A 13475-nucleotide genomic window follows, 5' to 3' on the forward strand; every position below is an offset into this window, starting at 1 on the left:
CGCCCCTTCGCTTCTGGACAAAGCGCCATGCCGCGTCTATACGCCAGCGGATGCGAAATGTTTTGGACCGCCCTTGTCCTGGGCGCACCTCCCCTTTCCTGTCCCGAGTTTTCACGGCGGCGCTTCTGGCTGCCTGCCTTGGCGCGGCGGTTTTCGCCCCCGAAGCCTGGGCAAAAAAACAGCCCAAGGACCAGCCGGCCCAGGCCGAGCCGGCCACGGCACAATCCCTGGCCGCCGCGGCCCAACCGGCCTGCTCTCCCAAAAAAATCCTCATCGTCGGCGACTCCTTCGCCGTGGGCCTGGGCATGACCCTTGAGCAATCCCTCAAGCCCCGGGGGCCGGTGGCCCTGGCCAGCAAGGGCAAGGTTTCCAGCGGTCTCAATAGCCCGAAATTCTATGACTGGGAAAAGGCCCTGGGCGAATTTCTGGACGCCGAGAAGCCCGACGCCCTGGTGGTCATGCTCGGCGGCAACGACGCCAAAAACGGCAAGGGCACGCCGGAGTGGTCCCGGGATTTCCAGGCCAAGGCCGAGCGGTTTCTGTCCATCGCCGCCGGACGGGGCGTGCCCGTGGCCTGGGTGGGGCTGCCGCCCATGCGCGAGAAGACCTTCAGCCAGAAGGCCTGGACCGCCAACGAAGCCATGCGGGCCGCCTGCGCCACCTCCAAGGGCTGCCGTTTCATCGACTCATGGGATCTTTTCGCCGACAATTCCGGCAACTTCTCGGCCAAAAAGCCGGTGGCCGGCAAGGCCGTTTCTCTTCGCGGCAAGGACGGGGTCCACTTCAGCCCGGCCGGCTGCAAGCTCCTCACCGACCGCATCGCCACCGGCCTGCCCGTGGCGCCCTGACGCCGCCAACCCGCGCGCCAAACGTCGACACCCCAGTAACATCCATGAGTTGGAAAAAAGCCTGCCTCGTATACTGCATCGCCCTGGTCGTCGCCATATTGGCCAACATCGAAAAGGTGTCGGTCTGGGTGGACGACCGTATGGGCGACGGCCCGGCCTCGGAAGCGGCCCGGCAGGTGCGCCGGGTACGCAACCTCTGGCGCGAGACCCAGCTGGCCGCCCACTGGCGGCAACTTGACTGCGAAATAGCTGCCTATTTCGACGAGACGTATAAAAACAACCTGGCCTGCCGCGAGGAGCCGACCTCCGACGCCGCCGCCCAGGCCCTACGCGAACGCCTGGACCCCAACCAGCCTCTGCTTAAGCCCGACGAGCCCATCGACGCCGACAATCTGCTGGCCGCCTTGTCGCCCCCCAAACCGGGCGCGGCCGAGGGCGAGGGAGCCGGGCCGGCCGTGGCCCACCCGCCCCTTTCCGGCCAGCCCGGCTCCGGGGAACAAGCCCTAACCCAGGGCAAGGGACCGGCTCCGCGCAAGCTGCTGGTGGTCGGCGATTCCCTGGCCATCGGCCTGTCCCTGTCGCTGCGACGCAGCGTGGCCGAAATCGAGGGTCTGGAACTCATCGAGGAAGGCAAGGTCTCAAGCGGCCTGGCCAATCCCAAATACTATGACTGGAGCCGGGCGTTGCGGGTCTTTCTCGACAAGTACAAGCCCGATCTGGTCGTGGTCATGATGGGGGCCAACGACGCCAAGTACATCAACGTCAATGAAAAGCCCCGCTCGCCCGGCAATCCCAACAAGACCTGGCCGGAAGTCTTTTCCATGCGCGTGGAGGATTTCCTTTCCGCCATGCAGGAAAAAAACATCCGCAACTACTGGATCGGCCTGCCCGTCATGGGCGACGCGCCCTACGCCAAGCAGGTCGAGATCATGAACGACATCGTCAAAACCGAGGCAGCCAAGTTCCGCAACAGCACCTACTTGGACACCTGGACGCTGCTGGCCGACGATCAGGGCAATTATTCGACGTTTTTGCCCAACGACAAAGGGGTCAAGATCAAGGTGCGGGCCAACGACAAGGTCCACTTCACCGTGGCCGGCGGCGATGTCCTGGCCCAGGCCTTCCTGGCCGCCCTGGCCAAGGATGTGGAGATCGTGGCCAAGAAACCGGCCGCCGCCGCGCCCCAGGCCGCCCAGACAGCCCCCAAATAGGCGGCTGGAGACCACGTGCCCAATCCGACCGCCAAGGACGCCGCCCCCGGGCCGCAACGCCGAACGCCAGCCTGTCAGCCGGCCGCGACCGTTCGCCGAGAGCAGGCCGCCCGGCGGGCCGCCCCTGGCCCGGCCCGCCGCATCCTGGCCGCCCTGGCCTGCCTGGCCTGTTTGCTCGGCACGGCCTGCGGCCAGGACGAAGCGCCCAAATCCGCTGACGCGCCCAAAACGGCGACCCAGGCCTCACCTTTGGCCAAGACCGCGTCACCGCCCCAGTCGTCCCAGACACGGGCCAAACGCCTGCTCGTGATCGGCGATTCCCTGTCCATCAGCCTTGGCGAACAGCTCGAACACGCCCTGGCCGGCGCGCCCGGCCTGGATTTTTCCCGCGACGGTCAGCGCTCCACGGGCTTAAGCCGCCCGGAGCTTCTGGACTGGCCGGCCCGGTTGCGGGAGCTCGTAGGCAAATCCGCGCCCGATATCGTGGTCATCATGATCGGGGCCAACGACGTCATGCCGCTGACCGCCGCCGACGGCGGCCGGGTCTATTTCGACCAGCCGGCCTGGGATGACACCTACGCCGCCAAGGCCCGGGAACTTGTCGCCATCTGCCGCCAAGCCAACCCCGACGTCGCCGTCAGCTGGGTGGCCGCGCCGCCCATGGGCGACGCGGCCCTAAACGCCGGCGTAAAACGCATCAACGCCGTGCTGGCCAGGATGTGCGCCGAGGCGGGCTGCCGGTTCATCGACGCCGAAGCCGCTTTTTCCGACCCCGAAGGCCGCTACGCCCGCCACGCCAAGGATGCGGCCACGGCCGAGGCCACGGCCATCCGCACCGCCGACGGCGTGCACTTGACCGAGGCCGGGGCCAGACTCCTGGCTGGCCTGGTCGCCGCCTCCCTGGCCGGCAAGGAACAACTGCCGCCCGCGGCCGGCCTCGACGAACTGTGCGCCCAGGCCCGGGACCTGCGCCCCGTGGCCGATCCCGCCCCCCAGGCCCAGCGCGAGGCCTCCGGCAAAACCAAAGTCCAGGCCAAGGCCCGCCCCAGCGGCAAGGTCTACAGCGTGCGCGACGGCGACACCTTTCGCCTGATCGCCAAACGCATGGGGGTGTCCGAAGACGATCTTGTCGCGCTCAATCCCGATGCCGACCCAAGGCGTCTGTCCATCGGCCAACCCCTGCGCCTGCCCGTGCGCCGCCGCTAGGGTCACGTCCCGCAAACAACGAAAGTCTTTACAATCGCTCATTTTCGTTCGTTGCCTAAAAAACGCCCTCTGCGCTTTTGGGAACGCGGCTCTTGCGTGACATCGCGACATCCCTCGCCTCGTGCCCTCGTCCTTGCCCTTGCTGCGGCTACGCCTTGCGCCGTGCCCAAGTCTCGCCCGCGTTGCCGCCGTTGCCCCGGTCGCGGCCGTAGCCGCCGGGACTGGAACCTTCGCCACGATCCCATCCAAACTTCCTGCCCGTTTTTTTGCTTTCCCGGAAAAAAACTCCGCCGTTGATGTCGATCAATGCGTTTTGGCAGTGATGCGCCCATGATCCGTTCACAGGGAGTCGGCCCGGCCACGCCACATCGCCCGGACCGCGTTCCAACACGGACCATCCCATGGAGGAAACATCATGTGGACAACGTTGCAACGCATTTCCAAGAATCTGATTATCGCCATCCCCACGGCCATGGCCATTGGATTTGTCTGGGGCCTGTCTGGCGACGTTTCGTGGATGCAATCCCTTATTTTGCCCTTCACCTTCCTCATGGTCTACCCCATGATGGTGACGCTTAAGATCAAGGAAGTCCTTTCCGGCGGCGACGGCAAAGCGCAGTTGCTGGCCCAATGCGTCAATTTCGGTCTCATTCCCTTCGTCGCCTATGGCCTGGCCCAGTTTTTCTTCCCACACCAGCCGACCCTGGCCCTGGGCCTGCTCCTGGCCGGGCTTGTGCCGACAAGCGGCATGACCATTTCCTGGACGGGCTTTGCCGGGGGCAAGGTGGCGGCGGCGGTGAAGATGACGGTCATCGGCCTCGTTCTCGGGTCCCTGGCCACGCCGTTTTACGTCAAGCTCCTGCTTGGCGAAGCCATTGCCGTAGACGTTTCCGGCGTCATGAAGCAGATCGGGCTCATCGTCTTTTTGCCCATGGCCGCCGGCTACGCCACTCAGCGGTTTCTGGTGCGACGCTACGGCCAAAAGGCCTTTGCTACGGGCATAGGCCCCCGTTTTCCGGCCCTATCCACCATCGGGGTGCTGGGCATCGTGCTCATCGCCCTGGCCCTGAAGGCGAAGACCATTGTAGCCACGCCGGGCGTGCTGGCCGAAATCCTGCTGCCCCTTTGCCTGCTCTACGGGGCCAACTACGCCGTTTCCACGGCGGCAGCCCGGCTGTTTTTGCCGCGTGGCGAAGGCATCGCCCTGGTCTACGGCACCGTCATGCGAAATCTCTCCATCGCCCTGGCCGTGGCCATGAACGCCTTCGGAACCAGCGGTTCCGAAGCGGCCCTGGTCGTGGCCCTGGCCTATGTCATCCAGGTCCAGTCGGCGGCCTGGTACGTGAAGCTGACCGACCGCGTCTTCGGCCAGCCCTTGGCCGCCTCGCCGGATTTCTCCACCGCCCCGCAAGCGGTCGGCCGGCCCTGAAGCCGCAAGGACAGGCTCCAACCGTCGTTCCCCCCGGGCGTCTTGCCGGCCGCCTCCGGCAAGACGCCGTCTTCCCCGCCTCCCGCGCGCCTCGCTCCCGCGCGGGAGGGCCGGGGACGGCATTTCCCCAACGCCTTGTCCGCCCATTCTTTTCCCCGCAACCTCGCATTGACCCGGCCACCCGCCATGGGCCATACTCCCGCCCGGGGAGCAATGCGTTCCGGATGACATCAGTGGACGTACGCTGTGTCCTGGGGACGGTTCGTTATGCCGGTGTTAGACCGGGCACGGCCTGCCGCTTCGAGCCAACTCCCTGTCCACCGCCCCGGCCGGACCGACTCGCGCTCCGAAACGCCCCAACACAACGCCACATGGGCTCGCCTGCCCTCACGGAGATGCGCCATGCGCCCTTTTGCTCGATTTGCCGCACCACTGCTCGCCGCCGCCCTGATGCTGCCGGGTTGCGCCAAACGCCCGCCGGCTCCCGCGCCGACCGGCGAAGAAACGGTCACCTCGGCCGAAGCCGAGGTCAAACCCGAGCCGGTCGATACCCTGCCCACGGCCGTGCCCCCGGCCGTGCCGCCGGCGCCCAAGGCGGCCGTCGCCGTGGAGCCGGCCGTTCCCGAACAGGCCACCAAGCAGGCCCTGGAACCCAAACCGGCCGTCAACGCCGCCATCAAGCCCCCCCGTTCCGAACCGGCCGCGCCCGCCTCCGAGTCCGGCCAAGCCCCCAGATCGGCCGAGGCCCAGGCCGCCGAGCCCAAAGCGAAAAAAGCCGACGGGCCGGTGGTGGCCGTGGTCGGCGATTCCCTGGCCGTGGGCGTGGGCATGACCATGGAGCAACGCCTGGCCAAAACCGGCGGGCCGGGCTGTCTGGCCATGGGCAAGGTTTCGACAGGACTCATTTCCAAGAAGTACGACTGGGAAAAGGCGCTGGCCGAGACCCTGGCCCGCCAGCCCGTCTCGGCCGTGGTGGTGGTCCTTGGCGGCAACGACGCCAACAACGCCATCGCCGGCAAGGGCGCGGGCACGCCGGAATGGCACGAGGCCTACACGGCCAAGGTGGAGCGTTTTCTGGCCATCGCCGCCAAGGCCGGTGTCCAGGTCATGTGGGTCGGGCTGCCGGCCATGAAGGACCCGGCCTACGGCCAGCGCGTGGCGGCGGTCAACGCCGCGGCCCGGGCCGGCTGCGCCAAGACGACCGGCTGCCGTTATCTCGAACCCGGCGACGTCTTTACCGACGCCTCGGGCAATTATGTCCAGGCCAAGGACATCGGCGGCAAGACCGTCACCCTGCGGGCCGGCGACGGCGTCCACATGACCATGACCGGCTACGACCTGCTCTGTCGCCGGGTTCTTGATGTCCTTGGCCCGACCGCAAGCCCGGCCAAACCGTAAGGAGCTTGTCCATGCGCCGCCAACTGTCCCAGGCCGAGGTGCTGGCCGCCGTGGTCGATGACGTGCTGGCCCTGCCCGACCGGCCCATCGATTCCCTGACCATGGGCACGTGTCTGGCCGCCGTGGCCTCGCACGGCCTGGGGCTGGCCTCGCTGGTCTCCCACATCGTCCCGGGGCTGGCCCCGGCCCGGCCCAAAAACGTGCCGGCCACGGTTCACGAGGCGTTACGGTTGCTCGCTGACCCGGCCACGGACGGGACCGATCTGGCCTCGGTGGCCATGGCTGCGGCCAATTCCCTGCTGCCGCTTCCCGAAGACGTCCGCGACGGCGCGGGCCAGGACCTGCTGACGTCCCTGGGCCGGGGCAAGGACGTGGCCGTGGTCGGGCATTTTCCCTTCACGGCCAGCCTGCGCGAAGCCTGCCGCACGCTGTGGGTCCTGGAAAAACGGCCGCGCCCGGGCGATCTGCCGGCCGAGATGGCCGGCGAGATCCTGCCCCGGGCCGACATGGTGGCCGTCACCGGCACGACGCTTTTAAACGGCAGCCTGGCCGGGCTGCTTTCCGCCTGTCGGGAGGACGCCGTGGTCATCATGCTCGGCCCCACCACGCCCTTTGCCCCGGGCCTTGTGCGCTGCGGCATCGACGTTCTGGCCGGCTGCGTCGTGCCCGACCCCGAGGCGGCCCTGGCCGGCATCCGGGCCGGCAGCTGCTTCAAGGGGCTTTCCGGGGTGCGCCAGTGCTCCTGGCCGCGGCCGGGGCTGACCGTTTAGGGCGGCTTCCCGGCCCTCCCGCCCGGCCGCCGTATGACGGCTAAACGCCGCGTCGCGTTCCCGAGACGCTTAGGCCCCGAACAAGCGGCGCGCCCTTGACGGCGATTTTGTTCCGGCTCCCGTCGCTCCCGTCAGGACGCCCCACAACGAGGCGACGCCCCCTCAATGGCGGCCGCCGCTCCCGGGACAGCCAGGGGGCGACCCCGGGCAAACCGTTTCGTCGTCGTCTTGTTCCCGGCAGGCCGGATCATCCACTGCTTCGCCGCGCCGCAACACGGCAAAACCATAGACTCCGGCCAGGGCCGAGGCCACGAGGATGGACACCTTGGCCTGATCGGCCACGGCTGCGCCGTCGCCAAAGGCCAGACCGGCGATGAAAATCGACATGGTAAACCCGATGCCGGCCAGCACCGAGGCCCCATAATAATGGGAGAGCCGCATTCCCTCCGGCATGGACGCCAGCCCCAGGCGGAACAGCCCCAGGCAGGTCAGGAAGATGCCGAGCTGCTTGCCAATGAAAAGCCCCAGGAAGATGCCCAGGGACACCGGCTCGGCCAGGGACTGCCCGGCCTGGCCAAAGAGCGGCACTCCGGCGTTGGCCAGGGCGAACAGCGGCATGATGCCGTAGGCGACCCATGGATGCAAAGCGTGCTCCAGGCGGGGCAAGGGGGCGCTGGCGCGCTGACAGGCGGACTCAAGGTTTTCCAACGTCCCTTGCATGGTTTTGTTGGCCAAGAGCACCTGGCCCGGTTCCATGGACGCGGCGAAACAATCAAGGAGCCGACGCGCTTTGTGCAGGAACGCCCCGGCCGAAATGCGGGTGCGCGCCGGGATGGTCATGGCCCCCAGCACCCCGGCCACGGTGGCGTGGACGCCGGATTTGAGAAAGGCCAGCCACAGGATCGCGCCGCAGATGCCGTAAACGGCAGGATGGCGCGCCCCGGCCATGTTGAGGCCGAGCATTGTCACGAACATGGCCCCGCCGACCACCAGGGAAAACAGGGAAATATCGCCGGAATAAAAGATCGCGATGACCAGCACCGCGCCGATGTCGTCAACGATGGCCACGGCCGCCAGGAAAACCTTGAGCGAAACCGGCACGCGATTGCCCAGAAGCGACAAGATGCCCAGGGCAAAGGCGATGTCCGTGGCCATGGGCACGCCCCAGCCGGCCATGGTCGGCTGACCGTAGTTGAAAAGCACATAGAGCAGGGCCGGCACAACCATGCCGCCCACGGCCGCCGCCACGGGCAGGATGGCCTGGGCCGGCGAATTGAGTTCGCCGACCAGGATCTCGCGCTTGATTTCCAGGCCGACCATGAAAAAAAACACGGCCATGAGTCCGTCATTGATCCAGTGCAGCAGGGTCTTGGACAGGACGTGGTCGCCAAAGCCCACGGTCACGGGCGTTTCCCACAAGGCGAAATAGGCCGGGGCCAGGGGCGAATTGGCCCAGACCAGGGCAATCAGGGTACAGGCGATAAGCACGATGCCGCCCGAGGCCTGGACCTGGCTGAAACGGCGAAACGGGGCCAAGGCCTGCTCCAGCAGGGGCAACGGCCGGGAAGGGGTTAGAGGATGATCTGCCATGCAACTCCAATACAGTTTGATGCAATACTTTGCACGTTGACGGTGTGACAGCCAAGGACGCGACACGACGCCTCGGACGATTCAAGATTATCAAGGGTAAGACAGCTTCACGCGCTGGGCAAGACAATTCGGAAAAGCACTGTTTCCGTGAGGTTGACGGCCAAAAATTCCGGGGATGCCTGGGCCGTCCTCGCTTGCGCGGCCACTGCGCCGTCAGGGAACCGCTATTTCGGGCTACGCCAGCCCCTTTCCGGACATGGTCCGCCCGCTACTGGCAATTCCCAGCCTGGGCCAGCCGTGACCGCCATTGCCCCCGTGCCGGCCTTGGGCTATAGACCGCCGAGGAATTGCGTACCCCCTATGTCCCATCCTTTCGGCATATCCCCTCCACCCATCGCTCCCGACGCGCCCTGGCTGGCCCCCCTGGCCGGTTTTTCCGATCTGCCCTTTCGCTTGTTGTGCCGGGAACTCGGCGCGGCGGTGGCGGTGACGGAAATGGTCAGCGCCAAAGGGCTTTTTTACGATTCGCGCAACACCAAACGCCTGCTGGCCACCTGCCCGGCCGACAGCCCGCTGGTGGTGCAGCTTTTCGGGGCCGAGCCGGACTATCTGGAGCGGGCCGCCGCCGCCCTGGCCGAGACCGGCTACACCTCTTTCGATCTCAACTGCGGCTGTTCGGTGCGCAAGGTGGTCAAGACCGGCGCCGGCGCGGCCCTGCTCGGCGCCCCGGACCGGCTGGTCGCCTGCGCCAGGGCCATGGTCCGGGCCGTGGGCCCGGGCCGGGTCGGGGTCAAGCTGCGCCTGGGGTCCAAGCCCCCGGCCCGGGTCGATCTGGAGCTGGCTGCGCGCCTGGCCGAGGCCGGCGTGGCCTGGTTGGCCCTGCACCCGCGACATGCCAGCCAGGGCTTTGCCGGCACGGCCAACCGGCCGGCCCTGGGGGAATTCGTCGCCGCCTCAACCCTGCCCGTCATCGCCAGCGGCGACCTCATGACCGCCGCGGACGGCCGCGCGGTCCTGGCCGAAACCGGCGCGCACGGCGTCATGTACGCCCGGGGAGCCCTGGCCGATCCCCGCGTTTTCGCCCGCCATGCCGCCCTTTTCGCCGAAAAGGGGCACGACGCGCCCCAGGCCGTCCCGTCGGTGTGCGACGTCGTGCGCCGCCACGCCGCCCTGTGCCGGGAACATGCCGACGACCGCCAGGCGCTTTTGCGCATGCGCACGGCCGTGCCCCGCTACCTGCGCGACCTGCCCGGTTGCCGGGCGCTGCGCGACCGATTGTGCCGGGTGCAGTCCTGGAACGAACTGTCCGACATCATAAGCGAGGCCGAGGCCCTGGCCGCCGCCTCGCCCCAAGCCGCCGGAGAAGCCGCATGAAACTCCTTCGCGCCCAGACCGCCGGATTCTGCATGGGCGTCGATCTGGCCCTGAAAAAACTCGCCGCCCTCATCGACGCCCCGGCCAAGGACGCCCCGGCCAAAGCCATCGTCACCTTCGGCCCCATCATCCACAATCCGCAGGTGCTCGAAGACTACGCCGCCAAGGGCGTAGGCGTGGTCAACGACCCGGCCGCCATCGCCCCCGGGACCACCGTGGTCATTCGCGCCCACGGCATCCCCGAACCCGTGCGCCGGGCCATCGCCGACCGGGGAGCCGAGATCGTGGACGCCACCTGTCCCAAGGTCAAAAAGGCCCAGACCCTCATCCAGGCCCAGGCCAAGCAGGGCCGGACCTTGCTGCTTTTCGGCGAGGAGGATCATCCCGAGGTCAAGGGGCTTTTAAGCTACGCCACGGCCGGAGCCCATGTCTTCGGCGACATGGACGAGCTCGAAAAGCTCGACCTGCCCCACGGTCCCACCTATTTCCTGGCTGCCCAAACCACCCAAGACGAACAGGAATTCCTGCGCATCCGCGACTATCTGCGAAACCGCTTCGGCGCAGGCCTGACCGTGCTGTCCACCATCTGCAACGCCACCATGAACCGCCAGCAGGAGGCCATGGATCTGGCCGCCGCCGTGGACTTCCTGGTGGTGGTCGGCGGACGCGACTCCGGCAACACCAGACGCCTGGCCCAGGTGGCCCGAAGCGCCGGCACGCCAAGCATCCATATCGAAACCGCCGATGAACTTTCGCCCGGGATGTTCACGGGCTACGTCACAATCGGCTTGACAGCCGGCGCTTCAACGCCGAAGAAAATAATTGACCGTGTCCAGCAGGTGCTGGAATCCTATTAGCCTCACGCCGGTTGCCCGCCACTAGCGACCGACCGGCCGACAAACGCCGCCCCGCCCTTGTCCGGCGCGGCCTCAACCGCGGAGAACCTCATGGCCCAGACCAACATTCTCCTGGAAGCCGGCACCAACGAGCTGGAGATCGTGGAGTTTTTCATCGACGAACCCACGGCTTCCTCGTTCACCGCCGACGCTCCCGAGGCTTCGGGCCACTACCGGGGCTACTACGGCGTCAACGTGGCCAAGGTGCTGGAGATCATCCGCCTGCCCAAGGTCACGGCCATGCCCGAGGTGTCGCACCCGAGCGTCATGGGCGCGTTTAATCTGCGAAACCACATCATCCCCCTGGTGGATCTCTCCATCTGGCTTGACAAGCAGCGCCAGGACACGGCCTCGCCCAAGGTCATTGTCACCGAATTCAACAACGTCACGTCCTCGTTTCTGGTCTCCGGCGTCACCCGCATCCACCGCATGAGCTGGGAGTCGGTGGAGCCGCCCAACCGCTACGTATCCAAGATGAGCGGCGATTCCATCACCGGCGTGGTCAAGCTGGAAGACCGAATCGTCTTTCTTCTGGATCTGGAAAAAATCGTGGCCGACCTCAACCCGAGCCTGGGGCTACGCCTGGACATGAGCATCGAATGGAACTCGTCCAGCCGCTATCGGGCCCTGGTCGCCGACGACTCGGTGCTGGTGCGCGAGATGTTAAAAGATCTGCTCAACAAGGCCGGCTTCGACGTTACGGCCGTGCAGAACGGCCGCGAGGCTTGGGAACTCCTCAGTCAGATCAAGGAGAAGTCCGAGGCCGAACACCAGCCCCTTTCCAACTTTGTCCACTGCATGGTGGCCGACATCGAGATGCCGGCCATGGACGGCCACAACCTCACCAAACGCATCAAGGACGACCCGGTCCTGCGCGAGCTGCCGGTGATCCTTTTTTCCTCGCTCATTACCGACAAGCTGCGCCACAAAGGCGAGGCCGTGGGCGCCGACGACCAGATTTCCAAGCCCGACGTCAGCCAGCTGGCCATGCGGGCCAAGGCGCTCATTGAGCGCAAGCTCGGTCAGAAAACCGCCGCCTGAGGCCGCCTTGGCCTCCTGTCCGGCCACGTCCTCGCACTTTTTTGCGGCGCGCGACGTGTTGTAGCCCCATGCCCCGTAACCGCCTGTCCTTCCCGACAGACACATCCGGCATCACCCGCTTCGGGCGGCCGCCGGCGATGTCCGGGCCATGGTTCGGCCCCGGTCCTTCCATGGCCGCCGGGACGGATCAGGCGGTTTCCATGCTGTGCGACCCTTACCGCGACCTGTTCGCCGCCGAACAGGCCGTCTCACCCTATCTCGTGGACTGGTCCCAGGCCTTCGCCGATCTTGACCCGACCCAGGCCGCGCCCGTGGCCCTGGTGTTCAAACGCTCGCCCTACCCGGATGTGGTGGAACGCTGGCTGTTGCCGGACCTGGCCGATCCGCGCTCCCGACGGATCGCCGAACTGCACCTCTCGGCCCGGCTCAACAACGTGTTGTCCATTGCCGGAGCCCACGGCATCGACATAGTCACCCCAAAAGCCCCCGATGCCGGACTGCTGGCCGCCGTTCGCGGCAATCTTCTCGCCCGGCTCGACGATTTTTCCAACATGTCCCTCTATTTCCTGCATGGCCTCGTGCAGTCGGCCTTTGGCCGCGACCTGTCCATCAACGCCAGCCAGACCGATGGCTGCCTGCCCGAAGCCCGAGGACACGGCGGCGCGACAGGCGGGGAAAAGCCCGGGCAGGCACGGCCGGGGCTGGCGCTGGCCGTCAACATCGGCCAACACCTGACGAGCTGGGGACTTATTCGCCTCACCAGGGACGGCGGCTGCGTCGTGGAACGCCTGTGTCGCCGGGAAACCTGCCTCGACCTGACGCGCTGCTGCCTGACAGCGGAAATCGCCGACATCCTGGCCGCCGTACAGTCTGATCTGGGCCAGGCGACCGACGGCGTCGAAGCCGTGGGCATAAGCCTCGCCGCCACGGTCCTGGACGGCCGGCCGCTGCCGGTGGCCGAATTCGGACTGTTCGCCGCCTGCTCCCAGGGCGAGCTTGACCGCGCGGCCACGGTTCTTCACGAAGCGCCCGCCCGAGCCTTTCCGGGCCGGCCGGCGGTCCTGGTCAACGACGGCCGGGCCCAGGCGCTTTTTGCCTTCCACTTTGCCGGCGGCAAGACGGCCGCCGGCAGCGGCCATCTGCTGACCCTGCGCCTGGGGGCCTGCCCCTGCGTCCACTGCCTGGACGCCGACGGCCACAGCCCGCCGGGATTTGACGAGTTCGGCTGGCTGGCCATCCGGGCCGTTCCCTCCCGGCCGGGCGGACCGCTATTCTCCACCCCGCGCCACCCGCTCTCCCATTACGGCCTGGCCGCCGCCGCCCATGAACTCGGGCTTCTGGCTCGCTATGGCCTGGGCATTGAGGACGCCATCCCCTTTTTCCACAGCCGGCTTACAGGCGAAGACCCCGAGGCCGCCCGGGAAGCCGCCGGCATCTACCGAATCCTCGGCGCACATCTGGCCATGCTGGCCGCCGAAATCCACGCCCACCGCCCCCTTGGCGCGATCATGGTCATGGGCTCCCAGGCCAACCGTCTGGACAGCCCGGCTTTTGCCGCCCTAAGCGACGGCTACGCCGCCTTTGCCGCCGGCCGGCCCCTAGTCCCGGCCACGGCCGGGCGCATCCTCGTCGAGGAAGCCTCGGCCGAGGCCGGACTCGTGGGGGCGGCCTTTGCCGCCCTGTCCGCCGACCCGGCCTAGCCCGTTCGCCCC

Annotated in this window: 11 protein-coding genes; 10 read left to right on the plus strand and 1 reads right to left on the minus strand. The window is 67.1% G+C overall.

What is annotated here, in order from left to right:
- Positions 1-62 precede the first annotated feature (62 nt).
- The 6 genes from C3Y92_RS12505 (at position 63) to C3Y92_RS12530 (ending at position 6862) form a co-directional block, all read left to right on the plus strand.
- Positions 63-848, plus strand: coding sequence for an SGNH/GDSL hydrolase family protein (locus C3Y92_RS12505; protein WP_235669479.1), 786 nt, complete (start codon positions 63-65; stop codon positions 846-848).
- Positions 849-892: 44 nt separating this feature from the next.
- Positions 893-2059: an SGNH/GDSL hydrolase family protein gene (locus C3Y92_RS12510; RefSeq protein ID WP_129353000.1), complete on the plus strand. Its 1167-nt coding sequence runs from the start codon at positions 893-895 to the stop codon at positions 2057-2059.
- Positions 2060-2074: 15 nt separating this feature from the next.
- Positions 2075-3265, plus strand: coding sequence for a DUF459 domain-containing protein (locus C3Y92_RS12515; RefSeq protein WP_129353002.1), 1191 nt, complete (start codon positions 2075-2077; stop codon positions 3263-3265).
- A gap of 415 nt (positions 3266-3680) precedes the next feature.
- The gene (locus C3Y92_RS12520; protein WP_129353004.1) at positions 3681-4694 is read left to right on the plus strand and encodes an arsenic resistance protein; all 1014 of its coding nucleotides are present in this window, start codon (positions 3681-3683) and stop codon (positions 4692-4694) included.
- Between the two features lie 402 nt (positions 4695-5096).
- The gene (locus tag C3Y92_RS12525) at positions 5097-6092 is read left to right on the plus strand and encodes a DUF459 domain-containing protein (RefSeq protein WP_129353011.1); all 996 of its coding nucleotides are present in this window, start codon (positions 5097-5099) and stop codon (positions 6090-6092) included.
- 11 nt (positions 6093-6103) lie between these two features.
- On the plus strand, positions 6104-6862 hold the full coding sequence (locus C3Y92_RS12530; RefSeq protein WP_129353013.1) for a Rossmann-like domain-containing protein: 759 nt from the start codon (positions 6104-6106) through the stop codon (positions 6860-6862).
- Positions 6863-7024: 162 nt separating this feature from the next.
- Here C3Y92_RS12530 and nhaA read toward each other — a convergent pair whose 3' ends face one another.
- The gene (nhaA, locus tag C3Y92_RS12535; RefSeq protein WP_129353015.1) at positions 7025-8452 is read right to left on the minus strand and encodes a Na+/H+ antiporter NhaA; all 1428 of its coding nucleotides are present in this window, start codon (positions 8450-8452) and stop codon (positions 7025-7027) included.
- Between the two features lie 360 nt (positions 8453-8812).
- On the opposite strand from nhaA, the gene C3Y92_RS12540 reads away from it, so the two are divergent.
- The 4 genes from C3Y92_RS12540 to C3Y92_RS12555 all read left to right on the plus strand — a co-directional run bounded on the left by C3Y92_RS12540 (position 8813) and on the right by C3Y92_RS12555 (position 13463).
- Entirely contained in the window at positions 8813-9826 is a 1014-nt protein-coding gene (locus C3Y92_RS12540) for a tRNA dihydrouridine synthase (RefSeq protein WP_129353017.1), read from the plus strand.
- The gene (ispH, locus tag C3Y92_RS12545) at positions 9823-10683 is read left to right on the plus strand and encodes a 4-hydroxy-3-methylbut-2-enyl diphosphate reductase (RefSeq protein WP_129353019.1); all 861 of its coding nucleotides are present in this window, start codon (positions 9823-9825) and stop codon (positions 10681-10683) included. The genes C3Y92_RS12540 and ispH overlap by 4 nt, the downstream gene beginning before the upstream one ends.
- Before the next feature lie 90 nt (positions 10684-10773).
- Complete coding sequence (locus C3Y92_RS12550; protein WP_129353021.1) at positions 10774-11763, plus strand: chemotaxis protein; 990 nt, start codon at positions 10774-10776, stop codon at positions 11761-11763.
- A gap of 170 nt (positions 11764-11933) precedes the next feature.
- A complete protein-coding gene (locus C3Y92_RS12555) occupies positions 11934-13463 on the plus strand; it encodes a hypothetical protein (RefSeq protein ID WP_235669480.1) in 1530 nt (509 codons plus the stop codon).
- Positions 13464-13475 lie beyond the last annotated feature (12 nt).

Origin of the sequence: Solidesulfovibrio carbinolicus (assembly GCF_004135975.1) — a bacterium.
Classification (GTDB): Bacteria; Desulfobacterota; Desulfovibrionia; order Desulfovibrionales; family Desulfovibrionaceae; genus Solidesulfovibrio; species Solidesulfovibrio carbinolicus.